We start from the raw sequence: 26,110 nt of genomic DNA on the forward strand, positions 1-26,110 counted from the left end.
ATGTTCATTGTAACATATTTTACCAAATTATTTTTTGCATTTGGAGAAATGTTCATTTCATATGTGTAAATGCAGTTTTTTAATTCGATATTGTAAATTTTGTCTACTTAATCCTAAAAATTTTGCAGCTTGTGAGATGTTACCGTGATTCTCTTTAAGAATTTGATTGATGTAGTTTTTTTCCATTTTTTCTATTGTGTGTTTTAAAGTTTTAGGTGCATCAGTATTGTGATTAGTTAGTGTATGCTGCATGTTGAATTCTTTTTTTATTTGTTCGCGAAAGCGAGTAGGAAGATGAAAAGCTGTAATGATGGTTTCATCTTCTATCAAGTTCATGGAACCTTCAATTATATGTTCCAATTCCCGTACGTTTCCAGGCCAATCGTATGCATAGAAAAATTCACTTACATTTACATCTACATCGGTTACGTTGAGCACGAATTGAGTATTATATTTTTTAATAAAGTGCTGAACAAGAGCTGGAATATCTTCTTTTCTTTCCCGTAAAGGCGGAAGACATAAAGTAACGACGCTTAATCGGTAATATAAGTCTTCTCTTAATCGATCATGTGCGATGGCTTCGAAGGGATCTTCATTAATAGTTGCTATAATACGAACATCAATTTCTTTTTCGTGTGTACCTCCGATTCTTCTTATTGTTTTTTCTTGTATAGCCCGTAGCAACTTAGCTTGAAGAATTGGGCTTAATGAATTGATTTCATCTAATAACAAAGTTCCTCCGTTTGATTCTTCGAATAAACCTGGTTTATCTATTGCTCCTGTAAAGGCACCTCGATTTGTACCAAATAATAGGCTTTCCATTAAGGTATCAGGTATAGCGGCACAGTTTTGTGAAATAAAAGGTTTTGTTGAACGCTGACTTTCATTATGGATGCTTTGTGCAAATAGTTCCTTACCAGTACCTGTTTCTCCTACGAGAAGTATGGAGGAAGATGTACGAATTACTCTTTTTCCTTCTGTAATAATGGATTGAATTGCTTCAGAATCACCAATTATGTGATCAAAGGTAAATTTAGTGCTTTGTTTTCGAGAAGGGCCTATTCTTATTGTTTGCTTTAAGTGACTGATCTCTTTTGATATTTCAATGGCACCTTTAATTTTTCCATTTTCTATTATAGGGAAAGTATCGTTAATCGTTGTAATTTCTTGTCCTTTATTGTTAAAATACGTTTGTTTTATATTTTTCTTTGTTTTTCCAAATTTTAATGCCTCTATAAGAGTACTATTTTTATTTTCTTCAAATGCAAATACCTCTAAAGGACTTTTATATAGCACATCTAAGCGATCCATTGATTCAATTTCCATCATTTTGCGGTTATAGACAATCGTTTTACTTTCCTCATTAATAATATGAATCCCGATATCGAGTTCATTGAGTAAAGTTTCATATAGCATATTCATTTCAATGATCTGTTTAAAATTAATGTCTTCTGTACGCATAGATTATCTTCTCCTCATTTCACCCTATGAAGACTGACTTTTTATAATTTTATTAAAATTCTTATAAAACCGCAAAATTTTTTTGCTATTTTCCTTTTAAAACTTCTCAAATGATAGAAAAATTTTGCGGTTGTGCACGCTTTTTTGTGTGAAACTCTCATTTAATATATGAATCAGAGACTTGGTACGTATTTTGCATAAATAATATTCGAAATCTCTAGAGGGGAGAATATGAATTTTTATAGGATATACAACGTTGCGGTGTCAATTAATAAGAGGGGGAATTTATAAAGTGAAGACAGTTATAGAAGGTGTGTATAGTCCTTGTTATGGAAAAGTAGAGAAGTTATTTGTTACGGAAAGTTCTTACGTATACGAGTGGGAGAAATTAGCGTTAATTGAAACAATAGATAAACAGAAAGTAGAAATTAAGATAGGGATCAGTGGTTATATTGAATCATTAGAAGTAGTAGAAGGACAAGCTATTGCTGATCAAAAGTTATTAATAACAGTAAGGGATGACCTTTTAGTAACAGGCAGTGATTAATGTAAGTGACGTGTAATTTTGCTCTTTTAACTCATTATTTTTACGGTGAATAATTTTAAAAACGCTTACATTAAATGGGTTGGCAAAGTGAAAAGGGGGATTTATATGATGGATCAAAACCAAGGATTAAAAAGAGAATTGAAAAGCAGGCACATATTTATGATTGCACTCGGTGGAGTTATTGGTACAGGACTTTTTTTAGGGTCAGGTTATACGATTCATGAAGCTGGACCTGGAGGAGCAATTGTAGCGTATCTTGTCGGTGGATTTGTAATGTATTTAACGATGCTCTGTTTAGGAGAATTAGCTGTTGCGATGCCTGACGCAGGGTCTTATCAAACGTATGCGACAAAGCACATTTCCCCTGCAGCGGGTTATGTAGTGGGATGGATGTCGTGGTTAAACTGGTCTGCTACGATAGGCATTGAATTAATTGCAGTTAGTATTTTGATGAAACGCTGGTTTCCCGATGTACCGTCATGGATTTGGTGTGTAGTGTTCGCAGTACTGCTCTTTGCTATTAATGCGTTATCTTCAAGAAGTTTTGCGGAAGTGGAATTTTGGTTTGCAAGTATTAAAGTAATTACAATTATTGCATTTATTATTTTGGGCGGGGCAGCAATGTTTGGTTTTCTAGATATGAAAGGAAATGAACCAGCGCCAATGTTCTCTAGCTTTACTGATTATGGTGGATTGTTTCCAAATGGATTATCAGCCATTTTAATTACAATGATTGCAGTTAATTTTTCTTTCCAAGGAACAGAATTAGTTGGTATTGCAGCAGGTGAGAGTGAAAATCCAGAGAAAACGATCCCGAAGGCAATTAACAATACAGTTTGGCGTATACTTGTTTTCTTTGTACTATCTATTTTTATTCTTGCTGGACTATTCCCTTGGCAGCAAGCAGGAGTAATAGAAAGTCCATTCGTAGTTGTATTTGATAAAATTGGTATTCCTTATGCAGCAGATATTATAAATTTCGTTATTATTACAGCAGTACTATCCGTTGCGAATTCAGGATTATATGCAACTTCGCGTATGCTATGGTCTATGTCTAATCAAGGAATGATTAGTCCAATTTTTGGCAAGTTATCTAAAAACGGTGTTCCTATTTATGCATTAATCGTAAGCACAATTGTAGGGTGTCTCTCACTACTATCAGGTATTTATGCGGAAGATACAGTTTATTTATGGCTGCTTTCTATCGCTGGGTTCGGAGCGATACTAGTTTGGGCATCTATTGCTTTATCAAATTTATTAGCTAGAAGGTCATACATGAAGCGGGGCGGGGATGTTAAGGACTTGAAATTTAAAACACCATTGTATCCATTTGTACCACTTCTTGCGTTAGTATTAAATTTAACAGTAATCGTTGGCATGGCCTTTATTCCAGAACAAAGAATGGCATTGTATTGTGGTATTCCATTTATGATTGTTTGTTTACTGTTTTATCGTGCTACAAGAAATAAGGGAAGTAATGTGGAGCATATTGAAAAGACAAATACAACGGAAGTAGAGAATTTATAATAGTGATTAATTAGGAGACTGTAAAATTGTAAACAGTCTCTTTTTTTGTGAAAATAAAGCTGGAAACATACTATGTATGCAAAGGGGAATTAGCGATGAATCCAGAAGTTTCGCAGTTGTTAAAACAAATAGATTCAAGGAAAGAGGAATTACTAGAACTTACAAAAACTTTAATTCGTTTTGAAACACCAGCACCACCAGCGAGAAATACAAATGAAGCGCAAGAATTTATTGCAGAGTTTTTAAGAAAACGAAATTTTAGTATTGATAAATGGGATGTATATCGGAATGATCCGAACGTTGTTGGAGTAAAAAAAGGAATAAAAAGTGACTCATATAAAAGTCTTATTATTAATGGGCATATGGATGTAGCTGAAGTTTCAGCAGATGAGGCGTGGGAAACAAATCCATTTAATCCATTTATAAAAGATGGCTGGTTAGTTGGACGTGGCGCAGCAGATATGAAAGGTGGGTTGGCTGGAGCGCTATTTGCCATTCAACTTTTACAAGAAGCTGGTATTGAATTACCTGGAGATTTAACTTTTCAATCAGTAATTGGAGAAGAAGTTGGAGAAGCAGGTACACTTCAATGCTGCAAAAGGGGTTACGATGCTGATTTTGCAGTCGTAGTGGATACGAGTGATTTACATATGCAAGGGCAAGGCGGTGTCATTACTGGATGGATTACAGTGAAAAGTCCGCAAACGTTTCATGATGCAACGCGTAGACAAATGATCCATGCTGGAGGACGTTTATTTGGAGCGAGTGCGATTGAAAAAATGATGAAAATTGTGCAAAGCTTACAAGAATTAGAGCGCCACTGGGCAGTCATGAAAACATATGAAGGCTATCCATCTGGAACAACAACAATTAATCCAGCTGTTATTGAGGGAGGAAGGCATGCGGCGTTCATTGCGGATGAGTGCCGATTGTGGATAACAGTGCACTTCTATCCGAATGAAACACATGAACAAATAATAAACGAAATTGAAGAGTATATTGGAAAGGTGGCAGCTGCCGATCCATGGTTAAGTGAAAATCCGCCACAATTTAAGTGGGGCGGAGAATCAATGATTGTAGATCGTGGTGAAATTTTTCCTTCTTTAGAAATAGATAGTGAACATACAGCTGTAAAAACGCTTAGCTCAGTACATGAATCAATTCTTTCTAAAAACGCAATTTTAGATATGTCTGCAACGGTAACGGATGGTGGTTGGTTTAGTGAATTTCATATTCCGGCTGTTATTTACGGACCAGGCACATTAGAGGAAGCTCATTCAATAAATGAGAAAGTAGAAGTAGAGCAGTTAATTGAATTTACAAAAGTAATAACAGCATTTATATATGAATGGTGTCATATGAAAAAATAGATTAGTATGTTGAAATAGTACAGGTATGTATACTTGTACTATTTTTTAGTGAACTATTTCAGAGTTAAATAGAAACAACTGAAATAGTTCTTTATTTTGCTATGTCTTTCGTTTCATTTCAAGTAATTTCTCTTTTGCTAATTCAACGGCAATCGCATCATCTAAATAGCCAATTGGAAAGAGATAGTCGGGAATAATATCTGTCGATAAAATGAAATAAAGTAATGCGCTCCCAAGAACTGCACGTTCTTCTTTTGAAATGGTTTCATTGCAAAATTGTTGATACATATCTGTTAATTGTTCAATAAAAGGACCAGCACTATCAATTTGCTCTAATTTGCTTGCGAAACTGTCACGAATACGATTTTCGCCTTCTGTTGTCTGGGCATAGCGTTCGTAATTTTCGAGTTCTTGTTTTACGCGAGTTGTAGTGTAATCGAAATCGAATAAGTTAGAGGATTGTAAAGTTTGCTGAATGGTATCAAGAGATGTGTACATATCCGTTTTTTCTTTATTTATGTGAGGAGAATCAGGGTACATTTCATCAAATAACAATTGGGGTGGAACTTGAAGACATTCTGCAAATTTTTGTAGATGTTTTTGTTTCGGCGGTTGTTTGCCATTAATAATTCTTGAGACCGTTGCAGGATCAATATTTGTAAGTATTCCTAGTTGGCGCATAGATAGGGCGCGTTCTTTTAAAAGTTTTTTTATTAATTTACCAAGCCGATCATTCGGGTTTTCATTAGCCATAGTGTAGGCACTCCTTTTTTAGTGTTGAAAAAATGTTGAGCATTTATTACAAGTATATGAAACAGACAGGCACAGTTGCTCAACATTTTCATAATATGCATTGAAAAGTGAGAAAAAGGGGTGACTATTTATGAGTACGGCAGGCTTATTTTCAATTTTTTTAATCGGGATCGCTTCTAATTTAGATAATGCAGGTGTTGGAATTGCGTATGGCATTCGTAAAATTCGTATTTCGTGGTTTAACAATTTTATCATCGCATTCTTTGGATTTTTATTTACTTTATTAGCGGGATTTTTTGGGAACTGGATTGCGTTATTTATTTCAGAGTTTACAGCAAACTTGATTGGAGCAATCGTTTTAGGGATAATCGGGGTGTTTATTTTATGCCAGCCTTTCTTGAGTCAAAAAAATACAGCAGGTTCTAAAGATGATAATGTACTTATGGGAATTTTACGTGATCCAGAAAAAGCAGATTTCGATGGATCTAAAACAATTAGTTTTTCTGAAGCACTTGTTTTAGGGGTTGCATTGTCTATTAATAATATCGCAGGTGGGTTCGATGCTGGAGTAACAAATTTAAACCTTTGGCTTACAGCGACTATTTCTGGGGTGTTTAGTTTTATTTGCATAAGTGGTTTTGGGTATGTAGGAAAACGATATTTAGCAGAATACTTAGGGAAATGGGCGACGGTTATTGCAGGAGTGTTATTAATTCTTATTGGGATCGATCAGTTGTTGTAAGGAGAGTAGAAAACAAGGTTCGAGTATTTCCTTGGAAATACAGCAAGGGATTGCATATATCGACGTACTTTTCTCCATACTAATACGGATTTCTTTTAAGAAAGGGGGATTTGTATGGGACGCGGGAAAGCATTTGATCATAAGAAAAAAGGGCATGATCATCAACCACCTAAAGGTGCGTTCATTCATAAAGATGTAAATGAACATACTTTGGAAGAGGAAGAGCTACCAGTAAATATTGAGGCGTATAAAAATAGTTTAAAAAAACATTAAAAGCACCTACATAGGTGCTTTTTTTACCGTATATCTTCAATTAATTGTTCGGATTCTTCATGCATACTGTACTCACTTAATACTTGAATGCAAAGCCACTTTAATTCTTCGATCGTATGCTCAAGTTCTTCAGGAAGCACATGGTGAATGTCTTCAAGTCCCATTCCGAAATGAATAAGTTCAAGTACTTGATCATCGATGTTCCGGTCCATTAATAGTTCAAGTACTTCTAAATTGAATATGTATCGGTGAGCTTCGTCGAGTGAAACAACTTTTAGCTTTAAGCTTTCTACAATACTCAATATAAAAAGAAGAATTGTTTTTTCAAGAACAGGTTGTTTTCCCATTTGAAATATTAGTTTCATCTTTCACACCTCCACATATAGCGCTAGGTTGTACTATATTATTCGGGAGGGGGGAGCAAATATGCATAATAAAGAGAAACTTTCAATACCGTTTTTGTATGGATATTGATAACAGATCAAATAAAAAAATCCCGCTATACTAGCAGGATAACTTTCCATTAAAAAATACTCCAGCCTTCTTGAGCAGAAAGAAGTTCAAGAATTTTAAAACCAGCGATACTATTTCCGTTTGCATCTAAAGCTGGCCCAAAAATACCGATTCCCATTTCACCTTTTACGCAGCCGAAAATGCCACCGGCTACACCACTTTTTGCAGGGATACCAACACGGATTGCAAATTCACCAGATTCGTTATACATACCACATGTGACCATAAATGTTTTGCAAATTTTTGTAATATGTTTAGGGATAATCTGTTTCTTTTTATATGGATCATATCCATCCATTGCAAAAATTAAGCCAATACGTGCTAAATCAATACAGTTTACTTCAACTGCACATTGACGAGTGTATAAATCCATAAGTTCTTCGATGTCACAATCGATAATTCCGTTTTGTTTCATATAGTAACAAAGTGAACGATTTAAGTAAGCTGTCTCTAATTCTGAATTGGCAACTTTAGAAGAATAATTAATAGTAGGATTATCTGTTATTTCACGTACAAAATGAAGGATACGCTCCATTTTTTCCTCGTTATCTTTTCCTGCTAACATGCTTGTAATAGCTAATGCTCCTGCATTAATCATTGGATTAAGGGGTTTGGACGGACTTGTCGTTTCTAACTTAATAATAGAATTAAATGGGTCACCCGTTGGTTCCATTCCAACTTTAGAAAATACATATTCTTCGCCACGGTCTAAAAGGGCAAGGGCAAGTGTAATTACTTTGGAAATACTTTGAAGAGTAAATAGTGTTTGTGAGTTGCCTGCATGGATATATTCTGATTCTTTATGGAAAATGGCAATCCCTAAATCGTCTGGATTTGCATTTCCTAGTTCGGGGATATAAGTAGCAAGTTTTCCTTTTTTTGTATATGGTTTTACTTGTTCTAACAACTGTTGTAAGTTGTTTGTTTCAATGCACTGCATAGTACCAACGCTCCTATTTCGAATTAACTAAGTTTACTTTTCCCGATATGCTCGGAAATAAATAATAACATGAAAAAGTGGAATGATAAAACGAAAGTTACATGTTCTATAGTAGGTCGTTCGTTTCGCGTCCTCTGTATTAAAAAAGGAGAATTTCCCTTTTATATAACAGTTTGGAAATAGGAGATTTATCCATAAAAAATCCAAAAATAAAAACTACACATCTATACAACTATATGTTATTATGGTTATGTAAATAGAAAGCGTTTTCTAAGGCGTACTTATAATGATAACGATTTCATAAATTGAATTAGGGGGAATTAAAATGTTGCAGTTTTTACAACGTATTGGTAAAGCTTTAATGCTTCCGATCGCAGTACTACCAGCAGCAGGATTATTGCTTCGTCTAGGACAAGAAGACGTATTAAACATTCCTGTTATGGCACAGGCCGGTGCAGCAATTTTTGATAATTTAGCACTTATTTTTGCAATTGGTGTTGCAATCGGCTTATCTGTTGACGGTAGTGGTGCAGCTGGTCTTGCAGGTGCAATTGGTTATTTAGTTATGAAGAATACAACTAATGCTTTAAGTGTTACTTACTCAACAGCAGAATTAAATGATAAATTAAAAAGTGTTCAAGATTTAGTCGGTTCAGTAGATCCAACTAAATTAGCAGATACGATGAATAAAGTTTCTAAAGCAGCAGCTTTGACACCAAAAATAAATATGGCTATACTCGGTGGTATTATTGCCGGGGTTATCGCTGGATTACTATACAACAAATTCCATAAGATTAAACTACCAGAATGGTTAGGATTCTTCGCTGGAAAACGTTTCGTACCGATCATTACGTCTATTGTAATGCTTCTTTTAGGATTATTATTTGGTCAAATTTGGCCAACAATCCAAACTGGTATTGATGCAGTGTCACACGGTATTGTAAACCTAGGTTCAATCGGTGCAGGGTTATTCGGATTATTAAACCGTTTATTAATTCCAATCGGTTTACATCACGTAATGAACACTTATTTCTGGTTTGTACTTGGTGACTTTACAAATGCAGCTGGTGATCTTGTTCATGGTGATATTGCTCGTTTCTTTGCAAAAGATCCATCAGCAGGTATGTTTATGACTGGTTTCTTCCCAGTTATGATGTTTGGTTTACCAGCAGCGTGTTTCGCAATGATTGCGGCTGCTAAACCAGAAAAACGCAAAGCAGTTACTGGTATGTTAGCTGGTTTAGCATTAACTTCATTCTTAACTGGTATTACAGAGCCAATCGAATTCTCATTCATGTTCTTATCACCAGTATTATATGGTGTGCATGCAGTATTAACAGGTCTTTCTTTATTCATAACAACATCACTTGGCATTCGTGATGGTTTCACATTTAGCGCAGGTGCTATTGATTATGTTATTAACTTTGGTATTGCAACAAAACCTGTATTATTAGCAGGTATCGGTTTAATTTATGCAGCAATTTACTTTGCAGTATTCTACTTCTTAATTAAGAAGTTCAACTTAAAAACTCCAGGTCGTGAAGATGACGATGAGTTAGTTGAAGATGTGGATGCACCAGTTGCAGGTTCAATTGGTGAAACTTACGTAGCAGCTCTAGGTGGAAAAGAAAACTTAACAGTTATTGATAACTGTGCAACACGTCTACGCTTACAAGTAAAAGATGCTAGTCAAGTAAACGAAGCAGCATTAAAACGTGCCGGTGCAAAAGGCGTTATGAAATTAAGTGACACAAGTGTACAAGTTATCGTAGGTACAAATGTTGAATCTGTTGCCGATGATATGAAAAAACACGTATAAATAATGAGATAAGAGGATGTCCAAAAAGATTGATAACATCAATTTTTTACAGGATATCCTCTTTTTTTTTAATAATTTAAAGGGAATCTTACTTTTGTAAATTTTCTTTTTCTTTTTTGTACATATGGGTTGGTAATATCTGCAGTGCGTGATAAAGTAGGGATGATATAGAATGGATTATCCATAATCTACTAAAATAAATCTTTAGTAGAGGAATTAAATTATTGGTGAGTAAGGGGAAAAAAGCAATTATGGATCAGGAAAAAAATAATGCGAATGGGAAAGCACATCGGCCGATTGTATACATAAAAAGGACAATCATTCTCGTCTTACTATTATCACTTGTATATTTCATGTATACAAAAATTGTTGAGCATAATAAGAAAGAAGAAACTTTAAAAGCGGCAGCAGAAATGAAGAAACAAGAAGAGCTAAAAAAGAAAGAAGAAGAAAAAAAGAAGCAAGAAGAACAAAAACAAAAAGAGCAGGAAGAACAAGTGAAGCAAGCGCAAGCTGCGGAACAGCCTACTGAAGGACCACCTCAAGAAATTAATGAAAACGCTCAATTGGACCAGTATTTACAAAACGCAGGATTTAGCGGGACAGCTGTTATTGTGAAGAACGGAAAAGTTCTTCTGAATAAAGGGTACGGTATGGCAAATAAAGAGCAGCAAGTACCCAATAATTCAGAGACGACTTTTTATATTGGTTCTATTTCAAAGGCGTTTGTAGCAACCGCTATTATGCAGTTGAAAGATCAAAAAAAATTACAAGTAGAAGATACTGTTGCGAAGTATATTCCAGATTTTCCACAAGGTAATAGTATTCAGCTAAAACATCTATTAACACATACATCAGGGATTCCAGAATATGAGCAGGGAAAAGAAGATATTTCTCATGAAGAACTGATAAAGCGAATAGGAAATCAAAAGCGTATTGGTGGTCCAGGAGAGAAGTGGAAGTATTCCGATTCGAACTACTCTATACTTGCATACATTGCCGAGAAGGTAAGTGGACAGCCGCTCGAAGAATATATTAAACAACATATTTTTGCTACTGTGGGTATGAAACATTCTGGTTTTGGCACAGAATTAGAACAAACAAGATTCCCATCAACGGGTTATAAAATAGTAAATAACAATATGACAACACCTAATATTCCGAGCATGTCACAACTATATGGTTGTGGTGATATATATACGAGTGCACATGATTTATATTTATTTAACGAAGCACTCTTCTCTGGAAAGTTAATTTCAAAAGAGAGCTATGATCAAATGTTTACAGGCGGAAAAAAAGATTACGGATTTGGATGGTACGTAGACCCAGGAAGTTATTCGAATCACGGTGTAATGCCAGGATGGAATTGCTTAAATGGATTTAGTAAAAGCGGAAGTGTGTATGTCGTTTTATTATCTAACATCCAAAACAACATTAAATCGTTTGGTAAAGTGAATAACGACATTTATACAATGTTGCGGAATATTGAAGTGTAAGAAACTATCCTTTTGGATAGTTTTTTTTATGCCCTTAAACAAATATTTCTTTTAGAAAATGTATGTCTTACCTATCACAAAAATATCTGTTTTGTATACATTAAGATGTATGGATGTAAAATTTTGTAATCTAAAAATAATAGGAGGAGAAGTGTATGTGTCTGTTCGGAAAATATTGGCATAAGTTATCAAGATTATTTAATAGACAATTAGGCTATTTTTTAGATGACAAATTATTGCCTGCTGTGGAACGACTTTTATTTTCGCAAAACTTTGCAAGGTTTATTCAAAGAAACTCTAAGCAAGCTACGGAAGAATTTATAAAATCAAGCCAATTTCAATCTATTATTTGTAATATTTTAAAAGAATGCAATACATCACCTTTTAAAGAAATTGCAAAGCAGTATTTAGGTAAAAACGTAGAAATTACGGTGACGGTTGGACAATTAACAGGCGTTATTGTAGCAGTTGGTGATGATTTCTTAACATTGCAAGAAGGAATAGGAACTGAAGTTTTATTACCATTTACAAGCATTATATCAATTAAAGAAGTGTAAGAAAGGAGAGTTATATATGTTATTTACTGATGAATTACGTAACCATGTTGGTGAGCTAGTGCAAGTTGTGACAGCTGTAGAAATTGTTACAGGCATTCTTTTATCTGTGACAGATGGGGCGATAATTGTGCGTACTTCTCCTTCTTATGGACCACCGGAAGATGTAATTGTGCGTACTCCTATTATTGCTTATGTTCGATTGGAAGGGTAAGCGTGATACAAGTATGAGAGTATCAGTTGTTATTCCAGCGCACAATGAAGCGAGTACTTTATCGCAAGTTTTAGTAGAAGTGGAGAAGCTCGAGCCTTACGAAATTATCGTGGTAGATAATGGGTCAACAGATGGGACGAAAAAAATAGCGTTACAACATCATTGTCACATGATTTATTATAAACATTCTCTTGGCAATGATGTTGGACGGGCTATTGGAGCTAGAGAAGCAAAAGGTGAAATTGTCTTGTTTTTAGATGGTGATATTGTTATTGATAGTAAAGAGTTACAACGTTTCGTGAAAGGGATTCAACAAGGGCATCAAATTGTTGTGAATAATTTAACATGGTCGGTTTATTTAAAGATGAGACCACATTATACGACAGTTGGAAAGTTCATGTTGAATCGTTATTTGAATAAAAAGGAGCTTGTTGTTGGATCTTTAATCGCAATTCCACATGCGATGAACAGGAAAGTTATCGAGAAACTTGGGTGGTGGAATTTAGCAGATCCAGCACTATTTCAAGCGATGGCGATGTCTAGAGGAGTAGATATTGTTGATACGGCTTCGGTCGATGTAATTCACACAAATAAGGTTCGTCCTGTGCATACGGGAACATCACCTGGTTCTCCTTATCCGAAAGCGACTAGCCGTATTATGGGTGATCATTTACGTGCTTTACAATACGTAATCGAAACATATGGTAAACGCGGCGGTTTTTCGGAGGGAAACAGGGATAGAGAGTTTATAGGGAACTATAAACCCGTTGTATTAAAGAAGGAAAAAGCGAAATATAGTGCGATTATACCAGTGTCAGAAGAAAAAATGACGATAAGATCTGTTATACAAGAAGTGAAAAAAGCAGGGGTAGATGAAATTATTGTTGTCGCGAATGGCGCAGATTTTGAGACTGTTAAACACGCAAAGCTAGAAAATGTTATTGTTGTTGAATTTACGAAGGCGCTTGGACATAATGTAGCACGAGCGATAGGTGCCATGCATGCTACGGCAGATATTTGTTTATTCGTTGATGGTGATTTTGTTATTCCAGCAAAAAAACTCACTCCATTTTTGCAAGCTGTTGAAGATGGAAGTGACGTGGTTTTAAATGATTTACAATGCTTATTAGATATGTTTCATCCTGCAGATCCAATTAGTATGGGGAAATATTTTGTGAATTTAGTAGCGAAAAGACCGGATTTATGGAATAACTCATTAACGGCAGTACCACATGCTATGCATAAAAGGGTAATAGAGAAAATAGGATATGACTCGCTTGTTATTCCGCCATTAGCCCAAATGAAAGCTATTTTGGAGGTTTTTTCTATTACAGCAGTAGAATTTGTAGATGTTATAAAAACCAATCGGGTACGCCCGGAGCAACATGGGTTTGTAAATGGACGTATTCCGGCATTTGACCGTATTTTCGGTGATCAACTTGAGGCGATTGCTTATCTATTACAATATACAGACGAACGTGGGAGTTTTACGGATGGAGATCGCGATAGAGACATTATTCAACAATTGAGAAAGGAAGAAAAGAATACAGATGAATGCTAGTAGTAAAGTAGCTATTATTGGATTAGGGTATGTTGGTCTTCCTTTAGCAGTCCATTTTGCAGAAAGAGGATATACCGTACTAGGATTAGATAAAGATACTAGAAAAATAGAATCGATTATAAAAGGAGAAAGTTATATTCCAGATGTTTCTTCTAAAGTGTTACAAAGTTTATTGACTAAAAATAAATTAATAGTAAATACACCAGATAAAGGTATTACTGATTTCCAAAATAGTGATTATGTTATTGTTACTGTTCCAACTCCAATTAATGAACGAAGAGAACCAGATTTAAGTGCCCTCATTTCAGCTTCGCATTATATACAACAAAATCTCCAAAAAGGACAAACCTTCATTTTTGAAAGTTCCACATACCCAGGCACACTTGAGGAAGTTATTATTCCTATTATTTCTCAAGCCGGCAAAAAGGTAGGAGAAGATTTCTATATTGGATATTCTCCTGAGAGAATTGATCCAGCAAATAGTCAATATTCAGTTCAAGCTATTCCAAAAGTTATTAGTGGACAAACAGAAAAGTGCAAACAAAAAGTACAGGATTTATATAGTAGCATTTTTGACGTAGTTGTACCTGTTAGCTCTCCGAAAGTAGCAGAGATGTGTAAGCTATTTGAAAATATTCAGCGCTTAGTTAACATTTCTTTAGTAAATGAGTTAAACACACTATGTGAAAGTTTAGGGATTGATTTTTATGAGGTTATTGAAGCGGCATCTACAAAACCGTTTGGATTTACTCCGTATTGGCCAGGACCAGGGATAGGGGGGCACTGTATTCCCGTAGATCCTTTATATTTTCAATGGAGAATAAAAAAGAATGGGGCAATTAGTCAATTAATTGAGGCGGCACATGTAATTAATGAAGAAATGCCAGAGAAAATTGTCCGGAAAGTAAAGGGCATGGTGCAATCACCCGGACTAGTTTTAATTGTAGGAATCGCGTATAAGAAAGATGTAAATGATTTGAGGGAATCACCGGCTTTGCCAATTATTCAATTACTAATAAAAGAAGGATACAAGATAAAATACCATGATTCATATATTTCTTCTGCAGAAATTGGAGATAAGGTGTATCAATCCGTTGCCTTGGATGAACAAACAGTTAAAGAGGCAGGTTGTATTTTAATTTTAACTGATCATTCTAATATCGATTGGAAGCTTTTTAAAGGAATGAACCGAGTAATAGATACAAGGGGAATTATAAAGAAGGTGAGTGTATGAGTAAGAAATGTTTAATTACAGGTGGGGCCGGATTTATTGGATCTCATTTAGCTGAAGAGTTGGTGAGAAGGGGTTATGAAGTCACGATTGTGGATAACTTCTATAAAGGGAAAAATAAGTATCATAATGAGCTAATGAGAGAGATGCGGGTTATTCCAATAAGTGTTTTAGACAAAAATTCTATTTATGAGTTAGTAAATCAACATGATGTAGTGTTTCATTTAGCAGCAATTTTAGGTGTTAAAACGACAATGGAAAAAAGTATAGAGCTCATTGAAACGAATTTTGATGGAACGAGAAACATTTTACAAGCAGCATTAAAAGGAAAGAAGAAAGTAGTTTTTGCATCTACTTCCGAAGTATATGGCAAGGGCAAACCGCCTTTCTCAGAAGAAGGGGACCGATTGTACGGGGCAACTTCTAAAATACGTTGGAGTTATGCAGTGTGTAAAACATTAGAAGAAACATTATGTTTAGGCTACGCATTAGAAGGTTTACCGGTAACAATTGTTCGTTATTTTAATATTTATGGTCCAAGAGCGAAAGATGGTCCGTATGCAGGGGTAATCCCGCGATTTATCAGTGCGGCCCTGCAAGGAGAAGATATTCTCGTATATGGAGATGGAAAGCAGACACGTTGCTTTACGTATGTAAGTGATGCGGTAGAGGCAACGATTCGAGCAATGGATGAGAAGGTAAATGGTGAGATTATTAATATAGGTTCCGAGAACGAAAAGAGTATAAAAGAAGTAGCAGAAACAATTAAAAAACTAACGAAATCTTCTTCAAAAATTATACAAGTTCCTTTTGAGGAAGTATATCCACATGGCTTTGAAGAAATTCCAAATAGAAGGCCGAACGTAACGAAGTTAAGAGAGCTTGTTCAATTTCAAGCGACAGTAACGTGGGAACAAGGATTGAAAGAAACTATTAAGTGGTTTCATGAAGAAAACAATGGCTAAGTCGCTATCAGTTATTATTCCTGCAAGTAATGAAGTGGATACAATTTCAGACGTTATTCAATCGGTAAAACCGTTAAATCCAGTAGAGATTATTGTAATAGCAAATGGTTGTAATGATGGTACAGAAGAGGTTGCTAATCGGTTAGGATGTAAAGTAATCAGGCATACAGAACTATTAGGAAACGATGTTGGACGTGCAGTTGGCGCAAAATATGCGATAGGTGATGTATTACTATTTATAGATGGGGACTTTGCTATTCCAACTTCAAAATTACAATTGTTTCTTAATCCGATTTTACATGATCAGACTGACATCGTTTTAAATAATTTGGACGCATTGTTTTTAAAGAAACAAAAACCCCATTCTGTTACAGTGTGGCGTCAAATATTAAATGCAATGTTAGAGCGTGAAGAATTAAAAATAGATTCTTTATTATCTGTACCTCATGCGTTGACGAAAGAAGTCGTCCAGAGTATTGGATACGAATGTTTAGTTAATCCTATTGTAGCTCATTTACGTATAGCACAAAGTAAATGGAGAATTAGCCGTCATTGTGCTATTGATGTTATTACGCCGAATAAATTTCGACCGGTTGAACATGCTGCATATGGCACGAGCCTTTCTCAATCTGAAAGAAGAATGATAGGTGATCATATAGAAGCTGTTGCGGAACGGATAGTAAGCAGTGATACACGCGGGGGATATTATGATGGAAATAGGAAAAGGAATAGCGTCTATCATACTTTAAATTTCGAAGATTTTTATCAAGGATGGGGCGTTACATCCAATTTGTATAAAGGAAAGCAACTATCGGTTGTTATTCCTGTACAAGATGAAGAGAAAACAATTGGAAACGTTATAGAAGAGCTTCGTAAAATTGAACCTTTTGAAATCATCGTCGTCGTAAATGGTTCGTCAGATAAAACAGCAACGATTGCAAAAGACAAGGGCGCAACGACAATTGTATATAAAGAAGCCCTTGGAAACGATGTAGGGCGTTCACTTGGAACTTATTTTGCAAAAGGAGAAATTGTGTTATTTATAGATGGTGATTTTGTTATTCCAGCTAGGGAGCTATATCCTTTTGCAAAAGCTATTGCAGATGGAAAGGACGTCGCATTAAATGATTTAAATCATTATTTAGATCTAAGAGTACCACTTCATCTTGTAACTGCGTTTAAGTATGCACTAAATTTAGCTTGTGATAGAAAGGATTTAGGGGTAGGATCACTTATTGCGGTACCTAATGCATTTAGCCACAAGTGTTTGAAAGCAATTGGGTATAAATCTTTATTGTCACCTTGTGTAGCACAAGTGAAGGCTCTTCTTTCTGGATTTGAAATTGCGTGTGTATATCGTGTTGAGGTTGATAAGATGAACCGTATTCGTCCCAGTGAACATTTTGCAAAAATAGGTCATCCTCCAGCTGTACTTCGAATTATAGGTGATCATATAGAGGGACTAGAGCAAATAATTGCATTAACAGACAATCGTGGCGGATTCTATGATGGCAATAGAAAAAGAGATGTTTTATAGAAGTAACAAAAAAGTGTACAACATGTGTACACTTTTTTGTTCTGTTATAAAAACTATAACAGATTAGGAGATAAGAGTATTACAGTTCTACAATGGGTATTGTTCTTATATTACAAAATAGGACTCGTATATAAGAATACCAAAAAAATACAATTAAGGAAAGGGTTAATTTTAAAGACTTTTAAATGAAGTTACCACTATATATATAGTGGTTTGCTCAACTTTTCACAAACATGTCACAACTATTTCGTTCACTTTCTTAAAAAAGTAGTATTCTAAGTGTGTAAGCTGTTATATAAAAAATCTTAGTCCTGTACTAATCAAAAATGGAGGAGATTAGGATGACTCAAGTATTAGAAAATGTTAAAAACGCATGGGAAAACTTTAAAGGTGAAAAATGGAAAGCAGAGATTGATGTTCGCGATTTCATTTTAAATAATGTAAACGTTTTCGAAGGAGACGAATCTTTCTTAGCAGAAGCAACTGAAGCAACGAAACAACTTTGGGATCAAGTAATGGATTTAACAACAAAAGAACGTGAAAACGGTGGCGTTCTTGATATGGATACAAAAATTGTTTCTTCTATTACATCACATGACCCAGGATACTTAAATAAAGATATTGAAAAGGTAGTCGGTTTCCAAACTGATAAACCATTTAAACGTTCTTTACAACCATATGGTGGTATTCGTATGGCGGAGCAAGCTTGTGAATCTTATGGATACGAAATGGACAAAGAACTTAGTCGTATTTTTAGAGATTGGAGAAAAACTCATAACCAAGGTGTATTCGATGCCTATACACCAGAAATGAGAAATGCACGTAAATCAGGCGTTATTACTGGTCTTCCAGATGCATACGGTCGTGGACGCATTATCGGTGACTATCGACGCGTAGCATTATATGGTATTGATCATTTAATTGAAGCGAAAAAAGCTGATTTGAATTTAACTGGTGGTGTAATGAGCGAAGATACAATGCGTTTACGCGAAGAATTATCTGAGCAAATGCGTGCACTTCAAGAACTAAAACAAATGGCTGCTTCTCATGGTTTCGATATTTCTAAACCAGCAACAAATGCACAAGAAGCGTTCCAATGGTTATACTTCGCATATCTTGCGGCGATTAAAGAGCAAAACGGAGCTGCAATGAGTCTTGGACGTACTTCTACATTCTTAGATATTTACATTGAAAGAGATTTAGCAAATGGTACTTTAACAGAAGAAGAAGTACAAGAAATTGTAGATCACTTCATTATGAAATTACGTCTTGTGAAATTCGCAAGAACACCTGATTATAATGAATTATTCTCTGGTGACCCAACTTGGGTAACTGAATCTATCGGTGGTATTGCATTAGATGGTCGTCCATTAGTAACAAAGAACTCATTCCGTTTCTTGCATACATTAGATAATTTAGGACCAGCTCCAGAACCGAATTTAACAGTTCTTTGGTCTAAACAATTACCAGAGAACTTTAAAAACTACTGTGCGAAAATGTCCATCAAAACATCAGCAATTCAATATGAAAATGATGACATTATGCGTGCTGATTACGGCGATGATTACGGAATTGCTTGTTGTGTATCTGCAATGAGAATCGGTAAGCAAATGCAGTTCTTCGGAGCTCGTGCAAACTTAGCGAAAGCATTATTATATGCGATTAACGGTGGTAAAGATGAAAAATCAAAAGCACAAGTTGGTCCTGAGTACGCACCAATTACTTCTGAAGTATTAAATTACGAAGAAGTTATGCATAAGTTTGATATGACAATGGAATGGTTAGCGGGTCTATATTTAAACACACTAAATGTTATCCATTACATGCATGATAAATATAGCTATGAACGTATTGAAATGGCACTTCATGATACGAATGTTCTTCGTACAATGGCAACAGGTATCGCGGGTCTATCTGTAGTAGCAGACTCATTAAGTGCAATTAAATACGCACAAGTAAAACCAATCCGTGATGAAAACGGTATTGCAGTGGACTTCGAAATTGAAGGAGACTTCCCTAAATACGGTAACAATGATGATCGTGTAGATGAAATCGCTGTAAATCTCGTGAAAACATTTATGAATAAACTTCGTAAACATAAAACATATCGTAATTCCGTTCATACAATGTCAATTTTAACTATTACATCTAACGTTGTATACGGTAAGAAAACTGGTAACACTCCAGATGGACGCCGTACTGGAGAACCATTTGCACCAGGTGCAAATCCAATGCACGGACGTGATACAAAAGGTGCATTAGCTTCATTATTATCTGTAGCTAAATTACCATATGAAGATGCACAAGATGGTATTTCTAATACATTCTCTATTATTCCAAAAGCACTTGGTAAAGAAGATGATGTACAAGTACGTAACTTAGTATCTATGCTTGATGGCTATGCAGTAAAAGAAGGCCATCACTTAAATATTAACGTATTTAATCGTGAAACATTAATGGATGCAATGGAACATCCTGAGAAATATCCACAATTAACAATTCGCGTATCTGGTTACGCTGTAAACTTTATTAAATTAACTCGTGAACAACAAATTGATGTAATTAACCGTACAATGCATGAAAGCATGTAAATGAAAAAAGTGTCCCTTCGCTCTTAATATATAGCGAAGGGAGGCTGTTTCAATAAAGGAGGAAGTAACATGGTAAAAGGAAGAATACATTCTGTAGAGTCTTGTGGTACTGTTGATGGCCCAGGGATTCGTTATGTCATATTTACACAAGGGTGTTTATTACGTTGTCAATATTGTCATAATGCTGATACTTGGGAAATCGGTAAAGGTAAAGAAATAACAGTTGAAGAAGTGATGCAGGATGTGACATGTTACCTTCCATTTATTGAAGCCTCCGGAGGCGGTATAACAGTTAGCGGTGGAGAGCCATTATTACAGCTAGACTTTTTAATTGAGTTGTTTAAAAAGTGTAAAGAGGCTGGTATCCATACAACAATCGACTCTTCTGGTGGTTGTTATTCTGAGGAACCAGAATTCCAAAGTAAGCTAGATATTTTAATGGATTATACAGATTTAGTTTTATTGGATTTGAAACATATCGATTCCAAAAAGCATCGTAAATTAACAGGGAAACCAAATGAACATATTTTACAATTCGCTCGTTATTTATCGAATAAGGATAAACCGATTTGGGTACGACACGTATTAGTTCCTGGTGTTACGGATAATGAAGAGGATCTACAAAAACTATCTAGCTTTATTCAAAGTCTGTCTAATGTTCAAAAAGTTGAAGTGTTACCATATCACAAGCTTGGTGTATATAAATGGGAGGCGCTTGGACATAAGTATCCACTCGCAAATGTAGAACCACCTACTGAGAAAAATGTAGAACATGCTAAACATATTTTACAAGCGGTCTAATCCAAATATTGGATTAGGCTTTTTGCTTTCTTTACAATAAAATCTAGAGTATATATTGATAAAAGAGTATACTGAAAGTAGAATATCCATAATTTTGTACGGAATAAGTGGAGAAATTTACATAATTGTAAAGGGAAATCAAAATAGTAAAAAGAATTAAGAAGTAAAAGAGTGAGTATCATGGAATAGAGAACATTTGTAAGTTATTGCGAAAGCTCTTATAGGAAAGTATAATGTAAAGATATGAGCACAGATAGGATTAAGGGGTCAATCTTATATGCTTTGCATATCCACGACAGGTACATAGCTGAAAAGGGAATTATTAGAATCTGTTTATGTAATTTTTAAGGAAAATGTTTTTCCTATTGTCGTATATGCAATATGGAGAAACAAAAAGCTAGGAGTGGATTTGTTTGATAAAAAACCCCAAGGTTTTAATATTAACTGCACATTACGGTAATGGTCATGTGCAAGTAGCAAAAACATTAGAACAAACATTTCGCCAAAAAGGAATTGAAGATGTTATTGTATGCGACTTGTTTGGAGAATCACATCCATTTATAACTGACATTACAAAATATCTATATTTAAAAAGTTATACAATAGGAAAAGAATTATATCGTTTGTTTTATTACGGGGTAGAAAAAATTTATGATAAGAAAATAGCATCTTGGTATGCGAACTTTGGAAGAAAACGTTTGAAAACACTGTTACAGGTGGAGAAACCAGATATTGTAATTAATACATTTCCAATTATCGCTGTACCAGAATTGAAGAAACAAACAGGGATTTCAATTCCTGTCTATAACGTATTAACTGATTTTTGCGTGCACAAAATATGGATTCATCGAGAAGTAGATCGTTATTTTGTTGCAACGGATCACGTGAAAGAATTGATGGTTGATATCGGTGTACCTGCGGAACAAATTGTTGAAACAGGAATTCCAATTCGGAGTAGTTTTGAGTTAAAGGTAAATCCAGACATCATATATAATAAATATCAGTTATGTAAGAATAAAAAGATTTTACTAATTGTAGCAGGTGCTCATGGGGTATTAGGAAATGTAAAAGAACTATGCCAATCATTTATGTCAGTGCCTAATTTACAAGTAGTTGTCGTTTGTGGGAAAAATGAAGCTTTAAAACAGGATTTATTAAGTTTACAGAATCAAAATTCCGATGCATTAAAAGTGTTTGGGTATGTTGAAAATATTGATGAATTATTCCGAGTTACTTCGTGTATGATTACGAAGCCAGGCGGAATAACATTAAGTGAAGCAGCAGCGTTGCAAGTACCTGTCATTTTATATAAACCTGTTCCAGGACAAGAAAATGAAAATGCGATGTACTTTGAAAAAAAAGGAGCAGCAGTTGTCATTCGCGATGATAGTGAGGTTTTTGCAAAAACAGAGGCATTATTACAAGATGATGTGAAGCTTCTTCAAATGAAAGAAGCAATGAAAAGCATCTATCTTCCAGAGCCAGCTGGTCATATTGTAGATGCAATTTTGGCAGAAAATCATGCAGAACCGCGGCATATACCTATTAAATCACCTGCTCTTGCACAATCTTTTACTTAATATGAAACCCTCTTTGTATATGTAAAGAGGGTTCTTTATTATTTTCAAAGAAAATTCAGCTAGTTATCCACAAAAGGATTGCGCTTTCATTAAACAGTAAAGTCGGAATATTAACAACTATATCCACATTGTCCACAATTTTTAGAAAAATACCCACAATTAAAACAGCTGATATATACTTTAATATAGAAAAATATTAAATGTTTTTGAAAATTACTAACAATTTCGTTGGTTTTGTGGATAAAGTTGTCCACAGCAAAAAGGACCCTTATGTATAAGGGTCCTTTTTGCTTACTTCTATCAGTCGAGAAAATTATGTAATGAAAATGAATAATTAGGGGGGAAACTTCTAATTATTCATTTTCACTTTAAATGCTTTTCGAGCGATATCCTGCTGCACGATCTGCTTTTTGAAATTCTCGTTGATAGAGAACTTCTTGTGTACTAGATAATGTATTTTTTGCTTTATCACGTTTCTTTTTATCCATTACAAATCACCTCGTGTCTTAAAGTTACTATTTATCGTTTCCAAAGACATGAGGGGATATACGCATATGGAAAATGTTAATGATTGATTATCATTTCAGAAAATTTAGATTATGCTTCTTTTAATTGATGAGCATCTTGGAAGGTTGTATCTCGCATTGTAGCAAGTGTGTATTGATCTTTTGGAATTTCATATAAGTTATATACTTCTTCGTTTGCGTTAATTTCATCATATACGGCTTTTCTTGTTTCGTTTGCTAGATTTACATATTGCAGTTTTTCTGCAGCTTTAATAGAACGAATATTTATTTTACGAATACGCATGAAGATTGTTTCAATATCTAATTCATAGAAAAGTTCACTAAAAAATGAATCTTTTGCTAATTTATTATAGCCTTTTCCATGATATGGTTTGCCGAGCCATGTCCCGAGAAACCCAGCTTTTTCTTGCACATCAAATAAAGTAATTGTTCCGATGGGGTTACCCCATTCATCTAAAATTGTGCGTGAAATTAATTCACCACGCTCTTCAGCTTCAATTGTTTGTTTCGTTAAGAATAAATATTCTTCATAAGAATAAGCCTTTTGACGCACAAAAGGGAAGACAGCTGGATCCACCATTAACTCGTATAGAACGTGGCTGTCGTGTAAGTCGCGTTTTTTCAACATACTAACTCCTCCTCACACGAGGGTAGCATGACGAAAAAACACCCCACCCTCGAAATTTTTATATCAATCTTTAAAAAATTTCGGGGTGGGAATCGAACCCACTAGAACCAGTTTCTAACGCTGGTGGCGCACCATTTGCCTTCCCCATTCATCAATTTGAAAATGATAATCACGACACAAATTGATTATGGTTTCATTCAGTTTATAATCGTATAATACTTTATCTAGTCAAAAAAATAAACTAGTTTTTTTTATTTTTTTTGTAAATTATTTTTCCATCAATCATAGTTAGTACAGGCTTGGCTAAATAATGAAAAGGATGATGAGTCCATAACACGAGATCGGCGTCTTTTCCAACCTCGATACTTCCAATTCTATCCTCTAAACGCAAATTTCGCGCTGGGAATATGGTGATTCCTTCTAGTGCTGTTTTCTCATCTAACCCTTCTCTTACTGCAACAGCAGCACAAATATTTAAATATTGAATGGGTGTATAAGGATGGTCTGTCGTTATAGAAACTTCCACACCATTTTTGGATAATATATGGTAAGTATCCCATGTCTTGTTTTTTAGTTCGATTTTAGAACGGCGTGTCAGAGTGGGACCAACTGAAACCTTCAAATTGTGTTTCGAAAGCTCTTCAACAAGAAAGTGTCCTTCTGTACAATGTTCAATACGTAGATCGAGGTTGAATTCCGTTGCAAAGCGTAGCGCAGAACTAATATCATCTGCTCGGTGAGCGTGGATACGTACGGGTATTTCACGACGTAATGCTTTTAAAATAGGAAGCATTCGAAAATCAGCTTCGTGCCCGTAGTGTTGTGCTTCATAGAATGATTCCCGTAGTAACCCCATAATCCCCATACGTGTTATGGATTCTTTCGTTCCATTACTATGGACCTTTTTAGGATTTTCTCCAAAGGCAATCTTTAAACCAGCAGGTTCTTGAATAATCATATGATCAATACAAGTTCCAGCTGTTTTTATTACACAAGTAGTACCCCCGATAATATTTTGACTACCAGGCATAACGTGAACGGTTGTAATTCCATTTTGCACAGCGTCTTGAAAGGCAATATCGAAAGGGTGGATACCATCTAAAGAACGAATATGTGGTGTTGAAACTTCAGATGTTTCATTGGCATCATTTCCAGCCCAACCAGTACCTTCATCATAGAGACCAAGGTGAGTATGGACATCAATAAAGCCAGGTAAGAGATGGAGTGCCCGTGCATCTATAACGGTCATATCTTGAGTAGGTTGAATAAAAGGTTTGACCTCGGTAATTCGCTCTTCTGTAACGAGTACATCGCCTTGAAACTTTGGAGATGTAATAGGGTATACAATGGCTTGTTTGAGCAATATTTTCATAGGTACCTCATTTCTGTTACTTTATAATGCTAATGGAAGTTAAGGGAAAGTAACTGAAAGGTTATTTGTATGGTAATGCTTCGGATCCTAGAAAATGAAAGTTTTAAAAGGGCCCATGTAAAATTTTGTTTTAGAAGTACTACATTGTATGCGAAAGTATATTTTGTAATGCATGGTCTATTGCCGGAAATGTGTATTGGTATCCATGTTTAATTGCTTTACTAGGTAATACATGTTGCCCTTCTAGTACAAGTATGCTCATCTCACCTAATAAGGCGTGAAGCATAAATGAAGGGACAGGCAGCCAATGTGGTTTTCTCGTTGCGGCAGCGATGGTTTTTCCAAATTCCTTCATTCTTATAGGTGTTGGTGCTGTCATATTAAGAGGGCCATCAATTTCTTTTTTGTGTATGATGAAATCCATCATACGAACGACATCGTCTATATGAATCCATGATAACCATTGCTTCCCAGAACCAATGGTGCCGCCGATATAGAATTGATAGGGAAGTAACATCTTTGGCAAGGCTCCGCCATCTGCACCTAATACAACGCCAAATCTTGTGTAAATTGTTCTTATTCCGAGAGAACATGCTTTAGCTGCTTCTTGCTCCCATAAAAATACTGTTTCTGCTAAAAAATCATTTCCGGGAGTTTCTTGTTGCTCAGTAAAAGACTCTATTTCAGATGTTCCGTAGTATCCAATAGCACTTGCATTAATAAATGTATGTGGTTTTGTTTCCATTACTTGTAGTTGTTGAATAAGTCCTTTTGTTGTTTGAATTCTACTGTTTAATATTGTTTCTTTTTGTTTTTTTGTCCATCTACTATTGATAGATTCTCCAGCTAGATTAATGACTACATCGATAGAGGAGAGTGGAAAGGTAGATAAATCTGGTGTCCAGTGTACGTATTGAAGGTTATGGTTTGAGGTTCTAGTAGTTTTCTTTCGAGTAAGAATGTAGACCATATATCCTTTTTGAATAAAAAAAGTAGAGAGGTATTTACCAATAAAACCAGTGCCACCAGAAATTGCGATTTTCATAATCATTTCCTCCTCATTATATATATTCTTGAAAAGAAAAAATGTTCCTCGACTATGTTAAAA

The 26,110-nt window shown here is 35.2% G+C and carries 25 protein-coding genes and 1 pseudogene; 18 read left to right on the forward strand and 8 right to left on the reverse strand.

Annotation, left to right across the window (positions count from 1 at the left end; all coding sequences use genetic code 11):
• Window positions 1–57 precede the first annotated feature (57 nt).
• Window positions 58–1,461 (reverse strand): sigma-54 interaction domain-containing protein, encoded by a 1,404-nt coding sequence (locus tag AC0ONG_RS00970; RefSeq protein WP_001258425.1) that lies wholly within the window; start codon window positions 1,459–1,461, stop codon window positions 58–60.
• A 292-nt stretch (window positions 1,462–1,753) separates the two neighbouring features.
• On the opposite strand from AC0ONG_RS00970, the gene AC0ONG_RS00975 reads away from it, so the two are divergent.
• From AC0ONG_RS00975 to AC0ONG_RS00985, 3 genes are all read left to right on the forward strand, one after another.
• Window positions 1,754–2,008: a biotin/lipoyl attachment domain-containing protein gene (locus tag AC0ONG_RS00975; RefSeq protein ID WP_000859489.1), complete on the forward strand. Its 255-nt coding sequence runs from the start codon at window positions 1,754–1,756 to the stop codon at window positions 2,006–2,008.
• Window positions 2,009–2,113: 105 nt separating this feature from the next.
• Window positions 2,114–3,535, forward strand: a complete 1,422-nt coding sequence (locus AC0ONG_RS00980) for an amino acid permease (RefSeq protein WP_000969252.1) — start codon at window positions 2,114–2,116, stop codon at window positions 3,533–3,535.
• A 95-nt stretch (window positions 3,536–3,630) separates the two neighbouring features.
• Window positions 3,631–4,905 (forward strand): acetylornithine deacetylase, encoded by a 1,275-nt coding sequence (locus AC0ONG_RS00985; protein ID WP_001067752.1) that lies wholly within the window; start codon window positions 3,631–3,633, stop codon window positions 4,903–4,905.
• A 99-nt stretch (window positions 4,906–5,004) separates the two neighbouring features.
• Here the strand turns inward: AC0ONG_RS00985 and AC0ONG_RS00990 are convergent, their stop codons facing one another.
• The gene (locus AC0ONG_RS00990; protein ID WP_001262777.1) at window positions 5,005–5,658 is read right to left on the reverse strand and encodes a DUF1232 domain-containing protein; all 654 of its coding nucleotides are present in this window, start codon (window positions 5,656–5,658) and stop codon (window positions 5,005–5,007) included.
• 130 nt (window positions 5,659–5,788) lie between these two features.
• On the opposite strand from AC0ONG_RS00990, the gene ytaF reads away from it, so the two are divergent.
• Together ytaF and AC0ONG_RS01000 are read left to right on the forward strand one after the other, a co-directional pair.
• Window positions 5,789–6,400 (forward strand): sporulation membrane protein YtaF, encoded by a 612-nt coding sequence (gene ytaF, locus AC0ONG_RS00995; protein WP_000100730.1) that lies wholly within the window; start codon window positions 5,789–5,791, stop codon window positions 6,398–6,400.
• 114 nt (window positions 6,401–6,514) lie between these two features.
• Complete coding sequence (locus tag AC0ONG_RS01000) at window positions 6,515–6,673, forward strand: hypothetical protein (protein WP_000532409.1); 159 nt, start codon at window positions 6,515–6,517, stop codon at window positions 6,671–6,673.
• A gap of 23 nt (window positions 6,674–6,696) precedes the next feature.
• On the opposite strand, the gene AC0ONG_RS01005 is transcribed toward AC0ONG_RS01000, so the two are convergent.
• Window positions 6,697–7,038: a DUF3969 family protein gene (locus AC0ONG_RS01005; RefSeq protein WP_000766603.1), complete on the reverse strand. Its 342-nt coding sequence runs from the start codon at window positions 7,036–7,038 to the stop codon at window positions 6,697–6,699.
• Between the two features lie 158 nt (window positions 7,039–7,196).
• Window positions 7,197–8,126 (reverse strand): glutaminase A, encoded by a 930-nt coding sequence (glsA, locus tag AC0ONG_RS01010; protein WP_001149844.1) that lies wholly within the window; start codon window positions 8,124–8,126, stop codon window positions 7,197–7,199.
• Between the two features lie 69 nt (window positions 8,127–8,195).
• On the opposite strand from glsA, the gene AC0ONG_RS01015 reads away from it, so the two are divergent.
• The 13 genes and pseudogenes from AC0ONG_RS01015 (at window position 8,196) to AC0ONG_RS01075 (ending at window position 22,475) form a co-directional block, all read left to right on the forward strand.
• Window positions 8,196–8,309 carry a hypothetical protein gene (locus tag AC0ONG_RS01015; protein WP_003276512.1) on the forward strand — a complete coding sequence of 38 codons (114 nt, stop codon included), beginning with the start codon at window positions 8,196–8,198 and terminating at the stop codon, window positions 8,307–8,309.
• A 142-nt stretch (window positions 8,310–8,451) separates the two neighbouring features.
• Window positions 8,452–9,945 carry an N-acetylglucosamine-specific PTS transporter subunit IIBC gene (gene nagE, locus AC0ONG_RS01020; RefSeq protein WP_000938888.1) on the forward strand — a complete coding sequence of 498 codons (1,494 nt, stop codon included), beginning with the start codon at window positions 8,452–8,454 and terminating at the stop codon, window positions 9,943–9,945.
• A 251-nt stretch (window positions 9,946–10,196) separates the two neighbouring features.
• A complete protein-coding gene (locus AC0ONG_RS01025) occupies window positions 10,197–11,441 on the forward strand; it encodes a serine hydrolase domain-containing protein (protein ID WP_000371815.1) in 1,245 nt (414 codons plus the stop codon).
• Between the two features lie 155 nt (window positions 11,442–11,596).
• Window positions 11,597–11,998 (forward strand): LSm family protein, encoded by a 402-nt coding sequence (locus tag AC0ONG_RS01030; RefSeq protein ID WP_000335512.1) that lies wholly within the window; start codon window positions 11,597–11,599, stop codon window positions 11,996–11,998.
• Window positions 11,999–12,014: 16 nt separating this feature from the next.
• Window positions 12,015–12,209, forward strand: a complete 195-nt coding sequence (locus AC0ONG_RS01035; RefSeq protein ID WP_000899475.1) for an LSm family protein — start codon at window positions 12,015–12,017, stop codon at window positions 12,207–12,209.
• A gap of 13 nt (window positions 12,210–12,222) precedes the next feature.
• Window positions 12,223–13,770 (forward strand): glycosyltransferase family 2 protein, encoded by a 1,548-nt coding sequence (locus AC0ONG_RS01040; RefSeq protein WP_012614730.1) that lies wholly within the window; start codon window positions 12,223–12,225, stop codon window positions 13,768–13,770.
• Window positions 13,760–15,004 (forward strand): nucleotide sugar dehydrogenase, encoded by a 1,245-nt coding sequence (locus AC0ONG_RS01045; protein ID WP_000994266.1) that lies wholly within the window; start codon window positions 13,760–13,762, stop codon window positions 15,002–15,004. Before AC0ONG_RS01040 ends, AC0ONG_RS01045 begins: the two co-directional genes overlap by 11 nt.
• Window positions 15,001–15,966 carry an NAD-dependent epimerase/dehydratase family protein gene (locus AC0ONG_RS01050; RefSeq protein ID WP_000037052.1) on the forward strand — a complete coding sequence of 322 codons (966 nt, stop codon included), beginning with the start codon at window positions 15,001–15,003 and terminating at the stop codon, window positions 15,964–15,966. The genes AC0ONG_RS01045 and AC0ONG_RS01050 overlap by 4 nt, the downstream gene beginning before the upstream one ends.
• On the forward strand, window positions 15,959–17,503 hold the full coding sequence (locus AC0ONG_RS01055; protein ID WP_012614731.1) for a glycosyltransferase family 2 protein: 1,545 nt from the start codon (window positions 15,959–15,961) through the stop codon (window positions 17,501–17,503). Before AC0ONG_RS01050 ends, AC0ONG_RS01055 begins: the two co-directional genes overlap by 8 nt.
• Window positions 17,472–17,692: pseudogene (locus AC0ONG_RS01060) on the forward strand (hypothetical protein). The gene AC0ONG_RS01055 and the pseudogene AC0ONG_RS01060 overlap by 32 nt, the downstream one beginning before the upstream one ends.
• A gap of 152 nt (window positions 17,693–17,844) precedes the next feature.
• Window positions 17,845–20,094: a formate C-acetyltransferase gene (pflB, locus tag AC0ONG_RS01065; protein ID WP_000195467.1), complete on the forward strand. Its 2,250-nt coding sequence runs from the start codon at window positions 17,845–17,847 to the stop codon at window positions 20,092–20,094.
• A gap of 69 nt (window positions 20,095–20,163) precedes the next feature.
• Window positions 20,164–20,895: a pyruvate formate-lyase-activating protein gene (gene pflA, locus AC0ONG_RS01070; RefSeq protein WP_000238468.1), complete on the forward strand. Its 732-nt coding sequence runs from the start codon at window positions 20,164–20,166 to the stop codon at window positions 20,893–20,895.
• 413 nt (window positions 20,896–21,308) lie between these two features.
• On the forward strand, window positions 21,309–22,475 hold the full coding sequence (locus AC0ONG_RS01075) for a diglucosyl diacylglycerol synthase (RefSeq protein ID WP_000594686.1): 1,167 nt from the start codon (window positions 21,309–21,311) through the stop codon (window positions 22,473–22,475).
• A 368-nt stretch (window positions 22,476–22,843) separates the two neighbouring features.
• Here AC0ONG_RS01075 and AC0ONG_RS01080 read toward each other — a convergent pair whose 3' ends face one another.
• The 4 genes from AC0ONG_RS01080 to AC0ONG_RS01095 form a co-directional block, all read right to left on the reverse strand.
• Window positions 22,844–22,963: a YfhE family protein gene (locus tag AC0ONG_RS01080; protein ID WP_000358482.1), complete on the reverse strand. Its 120-nt coding sequence runs from the start codon at window positions 22,961–22,963 to the stop codon at window positions 22,844–22,846.
• A 109-nt stretch (window positions 22,964–23,072) separates the two neighbouring features.
• Window positions 23,073–23,630 (reverse strand): GNAT family N-acetyltransferase, encoded by a 558-nt coding sequence (locus AC0ONG_RS01085; protein ID WP_000914737.1) that lies wholly within the window; start codon window positions 23,628–23,630, stop codon window positions 23,073–23,075.
• A 241-nt stretch (window positions 23,631–23,871) separates the two neighbouring features.
• Entirely contained in the window at window positions 23,872–25,002 is a 1,131-nt protein-coding gene (locus tag AC0ONG_RS01090; protein ID WP_000698293.1) for an amidohydrolase, read from the reverse strand.
• Between the two features lie 139 nt (window positions 25,003–25,141).
• Window positions 25,142–26,047: a TIGR01777 family oxidoreductase gene (locus AC0ONG_RS01095; RefSeq protein ID WP_000684386.1), complete on the reverse strand. Its 906-nt coding sequence runs from the start codon at window positions 26,045–26,047 to the stop codon at window positions 25,142–25,144.
• Window positions 26,048–26,110 lie beyond the last annotated feature (63 nt).

The organism is Bacillus sp. TCT6, assembly GCF_056033845.1.